Origin of the sequence: Bradyrhizobium sp. R2.2-H (assembly GCF_004346455.1) — a bacterium.
Taxonomy (GTDB): domain Bacteria; phylum Pseudomonadota; class Alphaproteobacteria; order Rhizobiales; family Xanthobacteraceae; genus Bradyrhizobium; species Bradyrhizobium diversitatis.
Window position 1 is genome coordinate 798,141 of sequence record NZ_SMBR01000001.1, and the last position, 20,304, is coordinate 818,444.

The window sequence follows — 20,304 nt, forward strand, 5'->3', positions numbered from 1 at the left end:
TCAGACCCTCTTGGCGGCGTCGGCAACGGCGGCGACGATCCCGGGATACGCCCCGCAGCGACAGATATTGCCGCTCATCCAGAACCGAATGTCGTCCGGCGAGCCCGCATGGCCTTCGGCGATGCAGCCGACCGCCGACATGATCTGCCCGGGGGTACAGAAGCCGCATTGCAAGCCGTCGTGTTCGACGAATGCGCTCTGGAGCGGATGAAGCTCACCATTCTTCTCGAGACCCTCGATCGTCTCTACTGTGGCCCCGTCATGCATCGCGGCCAGCGTCAGACACGACACGACCCGCCTGCCGTTGAGCAGGATGGTGCAAGCGCCGCAGGCGCCCTGATTGCAGCCCTTCTTCGTGCCGGTGAGACCGAGGTCTTCGCGCAGGACGTCGAGCAGGGATTGCCGCGTATCCAAGTCGAGCTCGTGCCGTATCCCGTTCACTGCCAAGCGAACCCGTGACGTTGACGAGGATAGCCTGCTTTCGGATGCCGATTGCACGGCGAGTTGGGGCACCACCGCCATGGAAGCCGCTCCCCCGACGGTCAGCAGAACCGAACGGCGCGATATTCCTTCCCGCGTGCTATCGGTCTCAGCACCGTCGGCGGCGAACGGCTCTTGGTTTGTCATGGTGGTCGGGATCCCCCTCGGATGATCCTGCCCAGTAGGCCATGATCCCGACGGACGCACCGTTCCGATATTGCGGCGACTATCGCAATCTTGCGACGAAGTGACGCCAGCGCCTGTGGACTCTGCTTCTCGCCCATCGCGGCCAAGGCCGCCCAGCCGTGAGGGGTAGCGCAATGAGATCAAGCCCGACCCTCGCTCTTGCCATCGGAGTTGTCTCGACGCCCCGGTGTCAATCATGCGCACTATTTGTGCAATCCGCCAGATATTGCGACATTTCGGACCGCAGCTTCCATTCCCGCAATGTCGTGAAACATGGTATGTTGATGAAGCAGCCTGTCGCGGTGCGGTCAAATATTGCGTAACCAAAGCGATGCCTGATCGAAATCCTTTTCAGTCGATGGTCCGGCTGCTATCGGAGGCCCCGCCGCCTTTGGCACCCATCCAGTTAAACTGCGGCACACAACTCACTCATCGTTTTGTTCGCGGCACGCGTTATGGGTATGCCCCAGGCATGCCCGGACACCTCGTCGGCACCTACTATGGTGAGCCTCAGCACAGTGCGTGGACGGTTGAGCGACGGCGGCTCTCTGCCCCGCTGCGGCCGAATTCGATCACTGTGATTCCCGACCGGCATGATGGAGATTGGGAAGTTGAAGGACCGCTCCACGTGTCCCATGTCTATCTCACCAACGAACGACTAGAGCATTGCCGAACACTCATCGGTGGACGAGGCAATGTAGAGCTGACGCCACGCGTCGGCAGCGAAGACGCCGTGACCTCGCAGCTTCTCGCGATCCTCAGCGATCCCGCCGTCATTGTCGATCCTTCGGCAAAATTGCTGGTCGATCGCGCGGTCGACCTACTCTGCATCCAGTTATTGCGCTCGCACAGCATAGTACGGCTGCCGCAGAGGCTCGCCTATAGTCGCGGCGGGCTCGCGCGCTGGCAGCTCAAGCGTGTAACCGAATACATGCTGGCTCATCTCGATAAGCCGATCGGCCTCGAAGAACTGGCATCGCTGGTCGGCCGCAGCCGCTATCATTTCTGCACGGCGTTCCGTCTCTCGACCGGATTGACGCCGCATGCCTGGCTAACTCGGCAACGCATGTTGCTTGCACAACGGCTGCTGAATGATCCAAATCTATCGATCAGTGAAGTTGCGCTCGCAGTCGGATATTCAACGCCGTCGGCTTTCGCCCAGACCTTCCGCAGAAATGTCGGCACGACGCCGCGAAATTTCCGCCAATCCTTGTAGCCTCACATCGGATGTCAGCTTCTGGCCCATCTTCGACCTAGGGTGAGCGACGCAACGCGCCCCTATCAAGGTGGAGAGGACTCTGCAAGAAGTGCAGCGCTGCTTCATGCGTACACGGCTCGGTAATGGTCGGCGCTCGCCGGTCACCGAACCATGGTCTCGCGATCCCAGGCCTTGTAGTCGGGCGAACCCTGGGTGCGGATGGGGCCGTCATAGCCGTATTCCACCATGTGCACGGTCACATAGTCCTCCCCGAGAAATGCGACGCCGTAGGATTGCGGCAGGTCGCAGGCGCTCAGCAGCTTCGTCTCGGAAAAGAGCGGATAGCTCGCATGGTTGGTGCCGCGTAGCGACGAGACGGGGACGCCGGCAATCGAGCCGGCGAGAGGCAAGTGACAATGCCCGAAGAACACGTGGCGGATCTTGGCCCGATGGCGATTGACGAGATGCCGGAATGGAGCCTCGTCGAGCAGGCCGATCTGGTCGAACGGGACGAGATGCACCGGCATGGGATTATGGTGCATGAAGATCAGGAACGGCCCGTCATGCTCGGCCAGCCGTGCCTCGAGCCAACCGAGGCGATCTTCGCAATAGCGGCCGGCGTGCGTTTCAGGATGGGCGGTGTCGAGGAACAGGCAGCGGCCGGCTGGCGTATCGTGGATGCCCTGGACGAAACCGTTCTCGTCGGCGAGGTCGGGAAACACGCTCAGGAAGGCGGCGCGTCGGTCGTGGTTGCCGATGCAGAGCCGGACCGGCAGTGGATATTCGTCGAGGCGCTGCTTGAGCCATTGATAATCGGCGAGGTCGCCCCAGTCCGAGAGATCACCGGTGATCACCATCAATTCGGCGTCGTGATGATCGTTCAGCGCATGCGCGAGCGCCCGTTCGAAATTGACGCGCGGGTCGCGGCCGCCGATGGTCGAGCCGGGCGCGGTCAGGTGAATGTCGCTCAGATGCAGCAGTTTCATCGCCATCTCCAGTCACTGGTGCGGCACGGGGCGCCGATGGCGTCCCGTGCCGGCGGATATCAGGATATTCAGCGCGCCGCGCCGGTGGTCTTCGGCAGCAGCTTCTGCACGTCCGCGGTCATGTCGGCGAGGACGGCCTCGGGCTCCTTGGCGCGGGCGCCCGAGATGATCGCGTTGAGATGATCCTTGATCACGTCGGTGATCTTCAGGCCGTTGTCGCCGGGGAAGGCGTACCATTTGGTGAGCAGCGCGAGCTGGCTGACCGCGGTGTAGTTGTTGGGGTTCTTGACGTAGAAGTCCTTCAGATAGACGTCGTTGGCGACCTTGTTCGGCGGCATGTAACCGGTGGTCTCCGCCATGATCGCCGCGCCCTTGGGGCCGGTCCAGAACTTCACCGCTTCCCAGGCGGCGTCGCGCTTGGCCTTGTCCTTGGCGAGGATCAGCACGACATTGCCGCCGGCCGGCAGCCTGCCGGCCGGAGAGACGACGTCCGGGAACGGAATCGTCTTCAGCGCGAACTTGCCGCCGGTCATCTGCGTGACCTTGTTGAGGTCAGAGGTCGAGGTGATGTGGAATCCGGTCTTGCCGGCCGCGAACGCCGCGCGCATCGACGGCTGGTCGAGATTGGGCATGCCGCCCTCGTTGACGAGGCGCGCAATCGTGTTGATGGCGAACTTGCCTTCCGCCCCGTCGAACGCGACCTTGGTCTCGTCGGCATTGAGCATGGTGCCGCCGCGCGCGAAGACCGGCGCCTGCCACAGCCAGTTGCCGGTGATGTCCCAGGCATAGGTGACGCCGTTGGTGTCGTTGCCGAGCGCCTTGATCTTCTTGGCAAGCGCGATCAGCTCGTCCCAGCTCTTCGGCAGGTTGTTCACGTCGCCGCCGGCCTGCTTCACGAGGTCGAGATTGACGTAGACGATGGGCAGGGAGATCGCAAAGGGAAGGGCGTAGACCTTGCCGCCGGCGGTGCCGATGTCGTACATCGCCTGGTGGAAGCCCTGCTTGTCGAAGTCCTTTTCGGCCGCGATGTAGCCGCCGAGCTCGGCCGGGATGTTCTTGTCGACCAGGACGCGGATGCGGTTCAGGCCTTGGAAGGACACGTCCGGCATCTGGTTGGTCACGGCTTCCCGCAGCACCTTCTGGGTGGCGTCCTCGTAGGATTCGTAAGGAGCCCGCATGGTGACCTTGATCTCCGGGTGCACCTTGGCGAACTCCTCGGCGATGCGCTTGTGCGTCTCGGTGAACAGCTCCGGATAGGGATACTGCATCACGATCTCGGTCTGGGCCTGCGCGAGCGCAGATCCGGCCACGAGCGACAGAGCCGCCGCGGCGATGATGGACTTCAGCATGGATAAACTCCTTGGTTGAGGTGACGCGGTTACTTGATGCCGGTGAGGGTGATGCCCTCGATGAAACGGCGCTGGGCAAAGAGAAAGGCGATGACGAGCGGCGCGATGATCACCATCGCCGCGGCCATCAGCGGGCCGTAGCTGGTGCCGGCCTCGTTGTTGCGGAAATGCGCGACCGCGAGCGGCGGCGTACGCAGCTGCTCGCTGTTGAGCACGATCAGCGGCCAGAAGTAGTCGTTCCAATGCGCGACCACGGAGAAGATTCCGAAGGCGGTCACTGCGGGAATCGCGGCCGGCAGCATCACCCGCCAGACGATGCCGAATTCGGAGATGCCGTCCATGCGCGCGGCATCGACGAGATCGTCCGGCACAGTCTTGAAGAACTGGCGCATCAGGAAGATACCGAACACCGAGATCGTGAAGGGCAGGACCAGTGCGGCATAGCTGTCGAGCAGGCCGGCCTTGTGCAGCAGCAGGAAAACGGGGATCGCGGTCGCCTGCGGCGGGATCAGGATCCCGAACAGCACGAGCGCGAACAGCGTCTCGCGGCCGAGGAAGCGAAGCTTTGCCAGCGCGTAGGCCGCCGGCAGCGCCACCATGACCTGCAGCACGAAGATCGAGACCGTGACGATGACGCCGTTGAGCAGGAAGCGCAGCAGATTGGCCTTGGCGAAGGCCTCGCGCAGGTTCTCGGCCAGCGCGAACTGGTGCGGGATCAGGTGCAGCTCGCTGGAAAAGATCTCGGTCTGCGGCTTGGACGCGGTCGAGATCATCCAGATGAAGGGTGCCAGCATGAGCGCGGCGCCCGCGATCAGCAGCACGTGGCGGAGGATCGCCCGGAACGGGATGGGATGCGCGTTGCTCATGTGTAGTGCACCCCGCGATCGGCGAGCCTCGATTTGACCAGCGTGAGCAGGAGAACGAAGACCAGGAAAACGACGGTGATCGCCGCGGCATAGCCCGAGCGGAAGAACTCGAAGCCTTCCGTGTACATGGTGTGGATCAGCACCTCCGTGGATTTCGACGGGCCGCCCTTGGTCAATACGTGCACGGTGTCGAACACCTGGAAGGAGCGGATGCCGGAGATCACGACGACGAAGGTCGTCACCGGCCCCAGCATCGGCCAGGTCACGAGCCGGAAGCGCGCCCAGCCGCTCGAGGCGCCGTCGATCTCGGCCGCCTCGTAGAGCTGCTTGGGAATGGAGACGAGGCCGGCGAGAAACAGGACCATGTTGAAGCCGACCGCCTGCCAGATGCCGATCGCGCACAGCGCGTAGAGCGCTGTGCTGCGGTCCTGCAGCCAGGCGAAAGCCGGCAGGCCGGCGCCGCGCAGCAGCCCGTTCACCAGGCCGAATTGCGGATGCAGCATGAATTCCCACACCACGGCCATGGCGATCAGGGTGGCCATGACGGGCAGGAAGTAGATCGTCCGGTAGAGGCTGCGCAGGCTGGTGCCGCTCTGGATCAAAAGCGCAATCGCAAGGCCGGCGATCACGGCGCCGGGCACCACGATCACGACGTAAGCCAACGTGTTGCGCAGCGCGGTCCAGAACACCTTGTCGGCGAACAGGTCCTGGTAATTGGCGAGGCCGATCCAGGAGAAATGCGGCGCGCCGAGCTGATAGTCGGTGAAGGAAAGGGCGATCACGCCGGCGAGCGGGCCAAGCAGCATGATCAGCATCAGCACTGCCGCCGGCGTCACCAGGGCGTAGGCGGCATAGGTGCGTCGGCTGCCATGGGCCGGCAGCGCGCGCCTCGTCGCGGCCGCGGGGGCGATGGCCGTGCCCAGGGTCATCGAGCCGTCAGACATGGGCGGGCTCACGGATGCGCTCGGCCTGCTCAAATCGGAGCTCGATCCGTTTCCCGGCCGGATCGAAAACCCGCACCGAGTCGGGCGCGAACCCGAAGGTGACGGAGCTTCCCATCGCGGGCAGGTGCCGGACGTCCGCGAGCCGCGCGATCAGGCGCAGTCCCGCGCCTTCGATCGCAAGGTGAACGAAAGCTTCCGCACCCAGATTCTCCAGATGGACGACGGTGCCGGAGAACGGCCCCGTGCCGACCTCGATCCGCTCCGGACGGACGCCGACCCGGCATTCGCCGGCCGCCGCATTGCACGACAGCTTCAGGGCAGTCCCGAGCACGTCGACGCCGCCGTCCTTGCGGATCCGGCCGGGGAGGACGTTGATCTTGGGGCTGCCGATGAATTCGGCGACACGGATGTCGCCGGGGTCGTTGTAGATCTCCGCAGGCGTGCCGGCCTGAATCAATTCACCACCCATCATGACGGCGATCCGGCTCGACATCGTCATCGCCTCGGCCTGGTCGTGCGTGACGTAGACGAACGTCGCCTTGAGGCGGCGATGCAGCTCGGCGAGCTCTGCGCGCATATGGACACGCAGCTTTGCGTCGAGATTGGAGAGCGGCTCATCGAACAGGAAAGCCAGCGGCTCGCGCACCATGGCGCGTCCGACCGCGACGCGTTGCCGCTGTCCGCCGGACAATTGCCCTGGCTTGCGCCGCAGCAATGGAGCGATGTCGAGCTGCTCGGCGATCGCTTCGACGTCGGCGCGAATGTGCCGCTCCTTGGCACGCCGGCCCGGCAGCAGGGCACCCAGCAGCGGCAGCCGTTCGATCGCCGAGAGGCGCCGCATCCTGAGCGGCACTGCGATGTTGTCGAAGGTACTCAAATGCGGATAGAGCGCATAGGACTGGAAGACCATTGCGAGGTTGCGCGCGCTTGGGCGAATGGCGTCCACGTGGCGGCCGTCGATGTGGACCTGGCCGGAATTCTGCGGCTCGAGGCCGGCAATGATGCGGAGCAGGGTGGACTTGCCGCAGCCGGACGGACCGACCAGGGAGATGAACTCGCCGTCCTCAATTCGGAAATCGATGCCCTTCAGGACGTCGGTGCCGTCAAAGGATTTGCGGATTGCGGAAAGCTCGATTTGCGCCATGCGCGCTGATCCCCTGCTGGCCCGTTGCGGCGCATCAGGAGTAGGAAGCGCGTCTGACATTCACATAACGGTCAATGGCCTTGCTTATGGTCATCCCAGGTTTTGCTTTCGGGGCCGGAAGACGGGGAATGTCGATCTTGGGTTGCTTGTCGTGGCGTTGACGTCCTCGCGCGTCCGGGCGGTCAATGCGGTGTTCGAGACCGGCAGTTTTGCCGCAGCGGCGAGGCGGCTCGGCGTGTCGCAGCCGGCGGTGGCGCAGCTCGTGCGCGACCTCGAGGCCGAGTTCGCGGTCGCACTGTTCGATCGGCACGGCCAGACCCTGATTGCGACGCCGCTGTGCCGGCGGCTCTACGCTGCAACGAGCCGCATGCAGGCGGTCGAGGCGGATGCGCTGGCCATCCTGCAGCAGCGCGACGAACTCACGGGCGGCGAGCTTCGCATCGGGCTCGGCAACGCCATGCCGGGCATGGCGCTGATCGCGGCGTTCCGCAATCTCTATCCGAAGATCCAGATCAACATCGAGATCGGCAGCTGGTCGGCGATCATGGCCGCCGTGGTCGACCAGCGCGTCGACGTTGCCGTCTTGCCGGAGGTGCCGCAGGACAACCGCTTCCGGCGCGAGCCCTGCGTGCAGCAGCGCGTCGTGGCGATCTGTCATCCCGTTCACGAGCTCAGTCGTGAATCGCGCGTGTCCATCGCCGGCCTCGTGCAATATCCGCTGGTCTTTCGGACCCGGGATTCCGCGACCCAGCGCGCCGTGGACAGGGCCCTTCGCGCCGTCAACCTGCGCGCAACTCCCGCGATCATCGTCAATACACGCGAGGGGATGCTGGAGGCGGTCGCCAATCGGCTTGGTGTCGGTTTTGTCTGGGAGCACGGCTCGAGCCGCATCGACCGGATCGCGAAGGTGGCGATCGCGGAGATCGAGGCGGAGTCACCCGAATACATCTTCTCGCTGGCCGGCAAGCGCGGCAAGCTGGTCGAACTGTTCTATCTGGCCAGAAGTCTTTCGCGCTCGGCCGAAGGAGCCGCCATGCTGGCCGCGCCCTGATGCGGCAGTCGGGCCTGGAGTCGACCCCGGCCCTCCGGCGCCTTCGGTTGTGGTGTACTGTGGCGTCAACCATGATGCCGCGCGGCGGGACGGCAAGATATTTACGTATTTTTGCTTCGGAGTTTGGTGACCCGGCCGAAGATGGGCTATGCTCCCCGCTGCGTCGAGGAGAAGAATGACGTCGGGAGATAGCATGGGATACCAGCGGCGGACGGGGCTGCATCCATGATGACGTTACCGAGACTGGCGGCCGAAACCCTGGAGAAGATGCTGGGTCGGTTCATGCGTCGCCGGTATGACGAACCTTCCGCCCGGGTACTGGAGGGATCGACGCGCACCGCGATGGAGTGTATCGGCAACAGCGACGCGCTCTACCACAACATCGAGCATACCATGCTCGTGACTCTGGCCGCTCAGGCAATCCTCTCGGGACGCAATCTCCATGCGCATCTTGCGGCGGAGGACTACCTCCACATCCTGATCGCCTGCCTGGCGCACGACATAGGCTATGTCCGCGGCCTGTTCCCGGAGGATGACGAAGACGGCTTCATCATCGACGAGGCCGGGACCAAGGTGTCGCTACCGCGCGGTGCATCGGATGCCAGTTTGATGATGTATCACGTCGATCGCTCGAAACTGTTCGTCCTGCGGCGGCTGCCTCCGGTCCGCGGTCTCGACCCGGAGCGCATTGCGAGCGCCATCGAAGGGACGCGCTTTCCCGCCCGTGAAGGCCAGGAATATGACGAGGAGGCCTCGATCCTGCGCGCGGCCGACTTCATCGGCCAGCTCGGCGATCCCAACTATCTGCGCAAGGCCAACGCGCTGTATTACGAGTTCGAGGAGGTCGGCATCAACCGTCAGCTCGGCTACGATTCGCCTGCCGACATCGTAAATCGCTACCCGCAATTCTATTGGAACAGTGTCGCACCGCACATCCAGACCGAGATCGGCTATCTCAACAAGACCGAGATCGGCCGGCAATGGATCGCCAACCTCTACAGCAACGTGTTCCGCGCCGAACGCGACATCTCGCTGTCCGGTCCGCAGAGATAGGCCGGGTTACGATCGTGGTCACTCCGCGAGACACGCATGCAACAGAAAAACATCGCCACTGACGTCCTCGACATCGCCTACCGCGAATACGGCGTGCCGGAGGGCTGGCCCTGCATCCTCGGGCACGGCTTTCCCTATGACGTGAACGCCTACGCCGAGACCGCGTCGATCATTGCACGAGCCGGCGCACGGGTGCTGGTGCCCTGGCTGCGCGGCTATGGCCCGACGCGGTTTCGATTCCCGGAGACGCTGCGCTCCGGCGAGCAGGCGGCGCTTGGCGCCGATCTCCTCGCCTTCATGGATGCGCTCGGCATCGAGCGCGCCGTCGTCGGCGGCTATGATTGGGGCGGGCGCGCGGCCTGCGTGGTCTCGGCGCTCCATCCGGAACGCGTGATCGGGCTCGTCTCCGGCAATTCCTACAACATCCAGAACATCGCCCGCGCCATGGAGCCGGCCTCGCCGCCGGAGGAGGCGGCACTCTGGTATCAATATCTCTTCCACAACGAACGCGGCCGCCGCGCGCTGGAGCGCAACCGCCGCGGCTTTGCCCGTCAGCTCTGGGCGATGTGGTCGCCCAAATGGGCGTTCGACGACGCGACGTTCGAGACAAGCACTGTGTCCTTCGACAATCCCGATTTCGTCGATGTCGTGATCCACTCCTATCGCCACCGCTACGCGCTGGTGGCGGGCGACCCCGCCTATGCCGCGATCGAGGCGAAGCTCGCCGCCCAGCCGCCGATCCGCGTTCCGACGATTGCGATCGACGGCGACAGCGACGGCGTCAATCCCGGCACGGCCCACCACGCGCGCAAGTTCGAGGGGTTTTTCGAGCGGCGCGTCTTCAAGGATGCCGGCCACAACCTGCCGCAGGAGCGGCCCGCCGAATGGGCCCAGGCCGTGCTCGACGTTCGCAACGCAGCCGGGCGCGCCTGATCATTGCAGCACATGGAAGACATATTCGCCGCATTCGATCTTGATTTGCGTCAATGTTGCTGCCGATGAGGAGTGTTCTGCTGGCTGTCGTCCCGGTCCGGTTCGTGCTATCTTGAATTGTGCCTCCGGGCTTTGCACAGGAGTGGCGGCCATGACGAGTGCTTCGGATACGTCTCACCAAGCGAGCCTCGGTTCAGGCATCGCCGCGTTACATGCCAAATGGGGCTGGATCGTCGCGCTCGGCGTCGTCTATCTGATCGCCGGATTCGTCGCGCTCGGCAGCGTCGTGATGGCGACGGTGGCGAGCGTGATCGTGGTTGGCGCGATGATGATCGTGGCTGGTGTCGCCGAGGTGATCGGCGCATTCCAGATGAAGAGCTGGGGCAAATTCCTGATCTGGGCGTTTCTCGGCGTGCTCTATATCGTCGCCGGCTTCCTGACCTTCGCGAATCCGCTGCTCGCGGCAGTCCTGCTGACGCTGTTTTTGGGAGCATCGCTGATCGCCTCGGGCGCCGTCAGGCTGTTTCTCGCCTTCAGCATGAAACGAGAGAGCCCGTGGGTGTGGGTTGCGCTCTCCGGCGCGATCACGTTGCTGCTCGGCCTGCTCATCGTGGCGCGCTGGCCCGTGAACAGCGTCTACATCCTCGGCCTGTTTCTCGGTATCGACCTGATCATGGCCGGTGCCGGGTGGATCAGTCTCGGCTTTGGCCTGAAGCGGCGAGGCTGAGCGCAGGCGCGCGCAGCTCTCTCTTTATCTCCATCTCTTCCGTCGGGAGAGGTGAAGCGACGGCTTCATGCGCCAGGCCGACGCGGGCCATCAGCAACTCGACGCAAGACCATCCTGCAGAACTCCGCTGATCTGACGCGCTGACAAGAAAGCAGCACGCCGCGCAGGCGCTGACCGCCTCGCGCGGGCGATCATCACCGGGGAGAAACCATGAGAGCCGCTTTGGCCCTGGCCGCAGCGCTGGCTGCCGGCTGCCTGTCCACGCCCGTTTTCGCGCAAAAGTCCTACGGTCCCGGCGTCAGCGACACCGAGATCAAGATCGGCAACACCATGCCCTATAGCGGCCCGGCCTCGCCGCTCAGCATCACGGGCAGGGTGATCTCCGCCTATTTCGACGAGATCAACGAGAAGGGTGGAGTTGGCGGCCGCAAGCTCAATCTGATGTCGCTGGACGATGCCTTCTCTCCGCCCAAGACCATGGAGGCCGCGCGGCGCCTCGTCGAGGGCGAGGGCGTCGCCTTCATCTTCGCGACCATGGGCACCGCGCCGAGCTCGGCCATCGCGAAGTATCTCAACAGCAACAAGGTGCCGCAGCTCTTCTTGATCAGCTCGGCCTCGAAGTGGAACGATCCGGCCAACATGCCCTGGTCGATGGCGCTGCCCTGGGCGCCGAACTACACCAGCGAGGCCGCGATCGACGTCGCCTATGCCCGCGCCAAGAACCCGAACGCGCGCTTCGCGGTGCTCTATCAGAACGACGATGCCGGCAAGGAATATCTGCGCGGCGTCAAGGAGGCGCTCGGCGCCGACGCCGACAAGGCGATCGCGATGGCCTCGAGCTTCGAGGTCGCGGACCCCACCGTCGATTCCCAGGTGCTGACGCTGGCCAATACCAAGGCCGACGTCTTCCTGATCTATTCGGTGACGCCGCGCGCCTGCGCGCAGGCGATCCGGAAAGCCCATGAGGTCGGCTGGAAGCCGACGCGCTTCATCGCCAGCGGCTGCGCCAACAAGGCGACCGTGATGGTGCCGGCCGGCCTCGACGCGGGCAAGGGCGTGCTCTCGCTCGGCTCGCTCAAGCCGTTCGTCGCCGAGCCCAAGGACGATCCGGCGATGACGGCCTATATCGACTTCATGAAGCGCCGCCTGCCCAATGCCGACGTCAACAACGTCGCCGGCCTCTACGGCTACACCGTCGCCGAGGCGCTGGTGGTGCTGCTGAGGCAATGCAAGGACAATCTGACGCGCGAGAACATCATGGCGCAGGCGGCCAATTTGAAGAACGTGCCGCTGTCGCTGCTGATGCCCGGCATCACGCTGAACACCACGCCGCAGGATTTCCGCCCGATCAAGGACGGCTACATGCTCCAGTTCGACGGCAACGACTGGGTTGTGGCGAGCGAGCTGTTGAAGGGGACGTGAGGGGCATAGCGCATCCTTCGGGACGCCCGCTCCGCGGGCTCCTCAGGATGAGGACGGAGCGTGCGGCGACACGTTCAATGGGTGCAAAGCGCTGCTTAGCCTCACCCTGAGGAGCCCGCGGAGCGGGCGTCTCGAAGGGCGAGGCGTGCGCTCCTCGCTCGGCGTGAACAGGAGACCACCATGGACTTCCACCACTCTCCCCGTTCGCTGGAGCTCCAGGACCGCGTTCGCCAGTTCATGCGGACGCATGTCGAGCCGGTCGAGGAGCTCTATTACGAGCAGGTCAAGCCGGAAGCATCGCGCTACAAGACGCCGCCCGTCTTGCAGGACCTGAAGCGGCTGGCGCGGGAGCAGGGGTTCTGGAACCTGTTCCTGTCAGGCGAGCATGGCCCGGGCCTCTCCAATCTCGAATATGCGCCCGTGAAAGAGATCATGGGCCGCATCCTCTGGGCGCCGGAGGTCTTTAATTGTTCCGCCCCCGATGTCGGCAACATGGAGGTGCTCGCCAACTACGGCACGAAGGCGCAGCAGGAGCGCTGGCTGAAGCCGCTCCTGGAGGGCCGCATCCGCTCCGGCTTTTCGATGACGGAGCCGCAGGTTGCCTCCAGCGACGCCACCAACATCCAGTGCGAGATCAGGCGCGACGGCGGCGACTACGTCGTCAACGGCCGCAAATGGTTCACGTCAGGCGCGATGAACGACGATTGCGAGATCCTGATCGTGATGGGCAAGACCGCGCCGGATCATCCCGACCGCCATCGCCAGCAATCGATGATCCTGGTGCCGAAGAATACCCCGGGCGTGCGCATCGTCCGCGACATGCTCACTTACGGTTATGACGACGCGCCGGTTGGCCACCCCGAGATCGTCTACGAGAATGTCCGCGTGCCCGCCGAGAACATTTTGCTCGGGGAAGGCCGCGGCTTCGAGATCGCGCAAGGCCGGCTCGGCCCCGGCCGCATCCACCACTGCATGCGGCTGATCGGCTGCGCCCAGCGTGCGCTGGAATTGATGTGCCAGCGCGCGGTCTCGCGCACGGCTTTCGGCAAGCCACTCGCCGAGCAGGGCTCGGTGCGCGAGGACATCGCAAACTCCTTCTGCGAGATCGCGCAGGCGCGCTTATTGACGCTGCAGGCCGCCGACAGGATGGACCGCGAAGGCAACAAGGCCGCGCGCGACCTGATCGCGGCCGCCAAGATCGTGGTGCCCAGCATGGCCGCCCGCGTCATCGACCGCGCCATCCAGATCCACGGCGCCGCCGGCGTCTCGCAGGATACGTTCCTCGCGCGTGCCTATGTCTACGCCCGCTTCATCCGCATCGGCGATGGGCCGGACCAGGTGCATCTCGCCGCGGTGGGCAAGGAGCTGATCAGACGGGGCGGGGTGATGGGGTAGGGATATTGTGAGATCGACGAAGGGCGGCACGTTTCCTGGCGGTCAAGCCGATCTCCTAGTCATCCCTTCGACACTTTCGCCATCGTCCGCCGTCCTTCCTGGGGGCGCGGCTGGCGCCCGCCCGTCAATCGCAGTATTCGGCGATGGAGAATTTGAGCGTCGTACGGCGCCGGAAGCGGCCCTCCGTCGCACAGCGACGCCGCTACGTCGACGGCTCGTTTGGTGGTGCCGGTGAGGCGCAATTCGAGATCGGGCCGATGATCCCTGAGCCATTTCGCGATTCCGAAGCCGTCGCCAGCCAGCTCGACACTGCTGATCACGACATGTGCCGGGATGCTGCAATCTTCGAGCAACCGGATCGCCTCGTCGGCGGATCGCGCCTCCAGCACCTTGTACCCGCACCCTCGCAGATAGTCGGCGAGCGACATCCGCACCAGGACGTCCTGTTCGGCGAGTACAATCGTGCGGGAACCGGTGGTTCGATCGATCTGCATGCCCAACAACCGGCAAGCGGTCGTCTTCGTTCCTATGCGCCGACGATCGATTTGATGTGCCGGATAACGTTGGGAATATCCCACGGCTTCGCGACGAAATGATCGAACTTGGCGCCGTCGGGCGGTCGTTCGGATGATGTGATTATTACCTTCAGCTCGGGATATTCACGCTTGATGACGCTCGCGAGGCCGACCCCGTTCATCGATCCCGGCATCTGTATGTCGGTGACGACGAGCGAAACCTGGGTTCTCGATCGAAGAACCTCCAGAGCTTCATCCGCGTCGCCGCACTCGATCACGGAAATTCCGTTCGCTCTCAGCTCGTCTGACACCATGGTGCGGACCAGAACGTCGTCCTCTACGAGCAGCACAGGAGCTTTCGAAAGGGGATTGGTGTCGGTATCCAGCATCCTGCCCGTGGTCACTTTTGACACCCATTCAACAGCTTGGCCGGAAACAACCGTTCGCGGGAGGGTTCGTTCCAGGCAGCGATTTTTGTCATTCAAGCCGGTGCTGCCGCCTTGAGCCTTAGCCTATGTTAAGGCCCGACAACGCGGCCCCCGCCGCATCCATCATTGCAATGCGGTCGATCGGCTGTACCCAGCGCGCTCGGAAGATGTGCCAGCGGTCCGCGTCGCGTGCAGCCTTCGGCAAGCCGCCGGCCGAGCAGGGCTCGGTACGTGAGAATATCGTGCGCGCCTGCTGGCCGTTCAGGCCGCCGACCAGATGGACAGCGAGGGCACTTCGTCTTTTTGGCCCAGCAGCAGACATCACGCAGTCGAACTACGTTCATGACAGACGACGCAGCTCTTCCACACCGATTGGCGGCTTTGCTCGCCACCCGACGATGAAAGCGCGTTTTGCGAGCCCGTTCTGAACGCGAGCGATCTGCGTTCGCTCTCTGTCGAGCCGAAGCCGCAGCAGGGGATCGCGAGTTCCCGAGACGGCGAGGCTCTTGTTGATGACCCAGCCGTATGGCTCGACGCCGGCGCGCCGCAAGTCATCCTGAAGGGAGGCGGCTTCGGAAACCGGCGTCGTCTCCGGCAGCGCCACGAGGATGACCTTTGTGTGATTCGGGTCCTGCAGCCTCATCAACGGGGTAACGATACGTCCTGCACCGGTCGGTGCAACCTGGCTCGTCATCTGGCGGTGATAGGCGCCGGTCGCGTCCAGCAGCAGGAGCGTGTGGCCTGTCGGCGCCGTGTCGAGCACGACGAACGCGCTCCGCGCCTCCCCTACAATGTGTGAGAAGGCGTGGAACACGGCGACCTCTTCCGTGCATGGCGAAGCGAGATCTTCGAGCAGCAGGGCTTTGGCCTGCTCGTCCAGGTTCCGGCCCCGGCTCGCCAGTATCTTTGCGACATACCGCTCCGTTTCAACCCGGGGATCGATCCGGTCGACCGTCAGACCGGGCATGACGCCATCGACGACGAAGCTGACGTGAGCTGCGGGATCGGTCGTGCTGAGATGAACGGCATGGCCGCGCTTGGCCAATCCCGTGGCGATGGCCGCGGCGATCGTCGTCTTTCCGACGCCCCCCTTACCCATGACCATGATGAGGCCATGCTTGCCCTGCGCGATGTCATCGACCAGCCGATTCAGTCCCGGCAGGTCGATCGGTTCAGTGCCGGGCTCGGTGGATACAGGCGATGGCTGATTGGCCGGCGATAAAAGTGCCCGCAGAGCCACCAGGCCGACGATGTCGAACCCAAGCAGAGGAATTTCGTCGCGCAGCAGGTTCGTGAGAGATGCAGGCATTGCGGCCAGTGCCTCGTCCTGATCCCGCTCGATGGCAACTGCAACGACATCGGTCGGGTCCGTGGCATGAAAGCGCCCGTTCACCACGAGAAGCTGGTTCGACAGATTGAGCGCGTCAAGTTCGGCCGCCGTTCTGGCCGCCTCGCGGATCGCACCCCGGTCGGCGCGGGTGACCAGAATGATGGTGGTCTGCTTGGAATCGCCCAAGGCTTGGAGCGCCTTGCGAAAGCGGTCCTCCTGCATCTTCAGACCTGAATGCGGCCCGAGGCAGGATGCTCCCCGATCGTTGTCCTTGAGAAAGCCGGTCCATGCCTTTGGCAGGCTCAGGAGCCGCAACGTGTGACCGGTCGGGGCGGTGTCGAATATGATGTGATCGAACCCCGCGATATCGCCGTCCAGCAATCCCACGAATTCGTCAAAGGCAGCTATTTCGGTGGTGCAGGCGCCGGAGAGCTGCTCGCGCACGGTCGATCGCTCGTCGGGAGGAACCTCCGGTCCGAGCTGTTCAAGCACTTTACTGCGATAGTTTTCGGCCGCAGCCTCGGGATCGATATTCATCGCCGAAAGTCCGGTCGCGTTTGGCACCGGGGTGGGACGATCGTTCAAGGTGACCTCGAGCATCTCGTCGAGATTCGACGCGGGGTCGGTGCTGACGATGAGGACGCGCAGTCCACGGTCGGCCAGGCTAACGGCCGTGGCGCACGCAAGAGAGGTCTTGCCGACTCCGCCCTTGCCGGTAAAGAACAGATATGGGGTTGGGGCGGTCAGCGCGCGAAAGTGGGGCAATATAGGCAGTCCTCAGGCCGCAGAGGTCACGCGGCATTTTCCGATCGGTCGGGATGCCGCGTGAGCATGGTTCAATTGATCGACTCAAGCGCAAGCGCAATCCCCTGGCCGCCGCCGATGCAAAGAGTAACGATACCGTTTTTGATGCCGTCGCGTTTCATCGAATGCAGCAATCGAGTGGTCAGGACCGCGCCGCTGGCTCCGATCGGATGACCATGCGCGATTGCACCGCCTTCCACATTGACGATACTGGTGTCGAGACCCAGGTCCTTCGCAACCGCAATTGCGATCGCCGCGAAGGCTTCGTTGATCTCGATGCGCTGGACATCCGATACCTTCCAGCCGGCCCGTTCGAGCGCCTGCTTCACTGCCGGCACCGGCCCCAACCCGAACATGCCTGGTTCGACAGCGCCTATCCCGTAGGCAACCAGACGCGCCATCGGCAGTAAGCCCTTCTTGTCGGCCCAGGCGCGATCGGCGACGATCATCGCCGATGCGCCGGTATTGAGCCCGGGCGCGTTGCCGGCCGTAATGGTGCCGTCTTTACGGAACGCTGGCTTCAGCTTGCCGAGGCTTTCCATCGTCGTATCGGGCCGGTTGTGCTCATCCTTGTCGAAATGAGTTGGACCCTTGCGGGAGGCAATTTCGACGGCAGCGATTTCTGCGGCGAACTTGCCGGCAGCCTGGGCTGCGGAAAATCGCTTCTGCGAGCGCTCGGCCCAACGGTCCTGCTCTTCGCGGGTGATCTGATGCGAGGCTGCGAGATCCTCGGTATGCCATCCGGAATGTTGCCCGGAGAAGGCGTCATTCAGGCCGTCCATCAGCATCGCATCGAAGATCTTCGCATCGCCCATGCGATAGCCCCACCGCCCGGAACCCATGAGATACGGCGCGCGGTCCATGTTCTCCATGCCGCCGGCAACCGCGCTCTCAACGAACCCGAGCATCACCTCCTGGGCGGCGCTTGCAATCGCCTGCGCACCCGAGCCACAGACCCGGTTGACTGTCAGTGCCGGAACAGCGACGGGAACGCCGCCATTGATGGCCGCTTGCCGGGCTGGATTCATCTTGTTGCCGGCCTGGATCACGTTGCCCATGACGATGGTGCCGACATCGCCGGGCGACAGCTTCGCGCGCTCAAGCGTTGCACGGATCGCCACGGCGCCGAGATCGGCGGCCGGAAAATCCTTCAGCGTGCCTCCATACGTGCCGATGGCGGTGCGCACGGGTGAACAGATCACGACTTCCTTATTGGCCATTGGTCATCTCTCGCTTCCGCTGCATCGCTGTGCGATAGGCATTTTGTAAATTATGAACAACTCGGCCGAGGCTCTGTTGAGATGGATCAACGGAGCGGAGGAACCAATCGATGTCCGATCTCGGCCTCAGGCTGGCGGCCATCGTCGCTGGGGCTGTTGGGCCGAGGGCCGCCGTCGACCCCATTGGACTCAAGCGCTGCCTTCTGAGCGCATGGCCAACGCGACGATTCTTGGGATCAGGCCTGCCCTGCACGCGCGCACCGATAGCAGCTGGGTCCGTCTACGTCGACGGAAGGACGGTGCGCCAATGATGACATCATGCCGGTGTTTTGCCCGACGAGTCAAATTGACTTCGCAAAATCCGCAGCGTTTCGCGGCGGCAGCTAACCCATTGATTCAGTTGCCCCCGCCTACTGTGCATGGGGTTGTTTTTGCACTTTTTGTGTCTGCGTGGGCTTCGCGGCCCGCGCCCGCGCCGTCATCCCGCCTTGGCGAGGCGGCCGTCCGCCGAACCTGCGCGCAGGTTCTGGAAGAACTTCTCCACCTCGCGCGACAGCGTGTCCGCCGTCGCCGTCAGGCTGCTCGCCGCCGTCAGCACCGAGGATGCCGCCGTGTCGGTCTCGCCGATGGCATCGCGCAGCGAGGTGATGTTCGCCACGAGCGTCTCGTTGCCCTGCGCGGCCGACTGCGCATTTGACGAGATCTCGCGCGTGGCGGCGTCCTGCTGACTGACGGCGCCGGCGATCGCCGAGGTGACCTCATTGATCTCGCGCACCGCGCCGCCGATCTCGCGGACGGCATCGACGGCGTTGCGGGTCGAGGCCTGGATCATCGAGACGTTCTCGCTGATCTCGGCGGTGGCCTTGGCGGTCTGGCCCGCGAGCGCCTTCACTTCGTGGGCGACGACGGCGAAGCCGCGGCCGGCATCGCCGGCGCGCGCGGCTTCGATGGTGGCGTTCAGCGCCAGCAGATTGGTCTGCTCGGCGATGGCCTGGATCAGGCTGAGCACGCCGTCGATGCGCTGCGTGGCCGCGGCCAGGCTCTCGATCTCGGAGATCGACTTCTCGGTGCGCTGGCCGGTCTGCTCGACCGCGCCGGCGCTCTGCCGCACCTGGCGGCCGATCTCCACCACCGAGGCGGACAGTTCTTCGGCCGCGCCCGCCACCGCCGTGACGTTGTGCGAGGCCTGCTCGGTCGCGTTCGCCGCGGTGCCGGCGCGGCTGTTCGCATCCGCGGTGACGCGGGTGATGGTCTGCGCGGTCTCGCGCATCACCGAGGCGTTGTCGCTGAGGCCGCGCATGATCGCGCCGATCGCCTCGCGAAACTGCTCGACGGACCGTTCGACGTGGCGGGCGCGCTCCTCGCGGGCGGCGGCATCGTGCGACACTTGCGAGGCCAGGTTGCGGTTGCGGCCCATGGCGTCCTGGAACACCTGGATCGCGCGGGCCAGTGCGCCGATCTCGTCGCCGCGCTCGGAGTGCGGCACCACGATGTTTTCGGCGCCGTCGGCGACCTGCTTGATGGTGGCGGTGATCGAGGCGAGCGGCCGAGCGATCGAGCGAGCGATGATGACGATGCCGATCACGACGAGGGCCAGCGCCACGCCGCCGAGGCAGGTCAGCACGAACGACAATCCGCGATTGGTCTCGGTCTGCTGCGCGATCTGCCGGGCGCGCTCGGCATAAACCTTGGACAGCGCCTCGAGGTCCTTGTTCAGGGCCGAGCGCACCGCGCGGTTGGCGTCGTTGTCGCCCCATTCGCGGCCCGCGGCTGCATTGATTTCGACGCCGCGGCGCACCAGCTCCTTGCGGAACTCGACGAACTGCTCGATGCGCTTCTTGAAGGTAGCAAACTGCTCGGCGTCGTCGGCCTTGACGATGGTCTCCCAACGCTTCACGACGTCCAGGATCTGCGCGTTGAACTTGAGCAGGCCATCGCCGTATTTCTTCACCACGGCCGGTTCGGTCGACATGTAGACGCCGCGAGATTCCATCACGACCGCATAGACCAGCGAGTTGACCCGCTCGACGTTCAGCGCGGCGGCATTCGCCGTCTCGATCGCGCTGGTCAGGTCGGCGCTGCGGCGGCTGTTGTAGTCGGACAGCATCGCGATCGCGGCCGTGAGCAGCGCGAACAGCGCGAAGATCGCATAGAGCTTGGTGGCAAGCGTGAAACGGCCTGCCAGCTTGGTGGCATTCCCAGGTCGGTCTGATGTCATGGTGTGCAGGCGCCCGGAATGGCCTGAAGCGGCCGGTGAGCGGGGTCGTGTAGAA

General features: G+C 64.2%; 18 protein-coding genes. 7 read left to right on the forward strand and 11 right to left on the reverse strand.

The genetic code is table 11. The annotated features are described in order from the left end of the window. Positions 1-627, reverse strand: a complete 627-nt coding sequence (locus EDE08_RS03775) for a (2Fe-2S)-binding protein (protein WP_131867464.1) — start codon at positions 625-627, stop codon at positions 1-3. A gap of 235 nt (positions 628-862) precedes the next feature. Between EDE08_RS03775 and EDE08_RS03780 the strand changes: the two genes are divergently transcribed. Continuing rightward, complete coding sequence (locus tag EDE08_RS03780) at positions 863-1,882, forward strand: AraC family transcriptional regulator (RefSeq protein WP_131867282.1); 1,020 nt, start codon at positions 863-865, stop codon at positions 1,880-1,882. Between the two features lie 143 nt (positions 1,883-2,025). Here EDE08_RS03780 and EDE08_RS03785 read toward each other — a convergent pair whose 3' ends face one another. The 5 genes from EDE08_RS03785 to EDE08_RS03805 all read right to left on the reverse strand — a co-directional run bounded on the left by EDE08_RS03785 (position 2,026) and on the right by EDE08_RS03805 (position 7,153). Next, positions 2,026-2,850: a phosphodiesterase gene (locus EDE08_RS03785; protein ID WP_131867284.1), complete on the reverse strand. Its 825-nt coding sequence runs from the start codon at positions 2,848-2,850 to the stop codon at positions 2,026-2,028. Positions 2,851-2,918: 68 nt separating this feature from the next. Then, the gene (locus EDE08_RS03790) at positions 2,919-4,199 is read right to left on the reverse strand and encodes an ABC transporter substrate-binding protein (RefSeq protein ID WP_131867286.1); all 1,281 of its coding nucleotides are present in this window, start codon (positions 4,197-4,199) and stop codon (positions 2,919-2,921) included. 29 nt (positions 4,200-4,228) lie between these two features. Then, positions 4,229-5,065 (reverse strand): carbohydrate ABC transporter permease, encoded by an 837-nt coding sequence (locus EDE08_RS03795; protein WP_131867288.1) that lies wholly within the window; start codon positions 5,063-5,065, stop codon positions 4,229-4,231. Further along, complete coding sequence (locus EDE08_RS03800; RefSeq protein WP_131867290.1) at positions 5,062-6,009, reverse strand: carbohydrate ABC transporter permease; 948 nt, start codon at positions 6,007-6,009, stop codon at positions 5,062-5,064. The genes EDE08_RS03795 and EDE08_RS03800 overlap by 4 nt, the downstream gene beginning before the upstream one ends. Beyond that, complete coding sequence (locus tag EDE08_RS03805; protein ID WP_131867292.1) at positions 6,002-7,153, reverse strand: ABC transporter ATP-binding protein; 1,152 nt, start codon at positions 7,151-7,153, stop codon at positions 6,002-6,004. The genes EDE08_RS03800 and EDE08_RS03805 overlap by 8 nt, the downstream gene beginning before the upstream one ends. A gap of 151 nt (positions 7,154-7,304) precedes the next feature. Between EDE08_RS03805 and EDE08_RS03810 the strand changes: the two genes are divergently transcribed. The 6 genes from EDE08_RS03810 to EDE08_RS03835 all read left to right on the forward strand — a co-directional run bounded on the left by EDE08_RS03810 (position 7,305) and on the right by EDE08_RS03835 (position 13,734). Then, entirely contained in the window at positions 7,305-8,204 is a 900-nt protein-coding gene (locus tag EDE08_RS03810) for a LysR substrate-binding domain-containing protein (RefSeq protein ID WP_131867294.1), read from the forward strand. 225 nt (positions 8,205-8,429) lie between these two features. After that, positions 8,430-9,257 (forward strand): HD domain-containing protein, encoded by an 828-nt coding sequence (locus EDE08_RS03815; protein WP_131867296.1) that lies wholly within the window; start codon positions 8,430-8,432, stop codon positions 9,255-9,257. Positions 9,258-9,293: 36 nt separating this feature from the next. Continuing rightward, positions 9,294-10,190: an alpha/beta fold hydrolase gene (locus tag EDE08_RS03820; protein WP_131867298.1), complete on the forward strand. Its 897-nt coding sequence runs from the start codon at positions 9,294-9,296 to the stop codon at positions 10,188-10,190. A 151-nt stretch (positions 10,191-10,341) separates the two neighbouring features. Beyond that, positions 10,342-10,917: an HdeD family acid-resistance protein gene (locus EDE08_RS03825; protein WP_061878090.1), complete on the forward strand. Its 576-nt coding sequence runs from the start codon at positions 10,342-10,344 to the stop codon at positions 10,915-10,917. Between the two features lie 210 nt (positions 10,918-11,127). After that, complete coding sequence (locus tag EDE08_RS03830) at positions 11,128-12,339, forward strand: ABC transporter substrate-binding protein (RefSeq protein ID WP_131867300.1); 1,212 nt, start codon at positions 11,128-11,130, stop codon at positions 12,337-12,339. Positions 12,340-12,519: 180 nt separating this feature from the next. Further along, positions 12,520-13,734, forward strand: coding sequence for an acyl-CoA dehydrogenase family protein (locus EDE08_RS03835; protein WP_131867302.1), 1,215 nt, complete (start codon positions 12,520-12,522; stop codon positions 13,732-13,734). 59 nt (positions 13,735-13,793) lie between these two features. Here the strand turns inward: EDE08_RS03835 and EDE08_RS03840 are convergent, their stop codons facing one another. From EDE08_RS03840 to EDE08_RS03865, 5 genes are all read right to left on the reverse strand, one after another. Further along, positions 13,794-14,234, reverse strand: a complete 441-nt coding sequence (locus EDE08_RS03840; RefSeq protein ID WP_131867304.1) for a response regulator — start codon at positions 14,232-14,234, stop codon at positions 13,794-13,796. A gap of 26 nt (positions 14,235-14,260) precedes the next feature. Beyond that, a complete protein-coding gene (locus EDE08_RS03845) occupies positions 14,261-14,734 on the reverse strand; it encodes a response regulator (RefSeq protein ID WP_131867306.1) in 474 nt (157 codons plus the stop codon). A gap of 283 nt (positions 14,735-15,017) precedes the next feature. Then, positions 15,018-16,772: an arsenical pump-driving ATPase gene (gene arsA / locus EDE08_RS03855; protein ID WP_131867308.1), complete on the reverse strand. Its 1,755-nt coding sequence runs from the start codon at positions 16,770-16,772 to the stop codon at positions 15,018-15,020. Between the two features lie 71 nt (positions 16,773-16,843). Beyond that, entirely contained in the window at positions 16,844-18,031 is a 1,188-nt protein-coding gene (locus tag EDE08_RS03860) for an acetyl-CoA C-acyltransferase (protein ID WP_131867310.1), read from the reverse strand. Positions 18,032-18,509: 478 nt separating this feature from the next. Further along, positions 18,510-20,249: a methyl-accepting chemotaxis protein gene (locus EDE08_RS03865; protein ID WP_131867312.1), complete on the reverse strand. Its 1,740-nt coding sequence runs from the start codon at positions 20,247-20,249 to the stop codon at positions 18,510-18,512. Positions 20,250-20,304 lie beyond the last annotated feature (55 nt).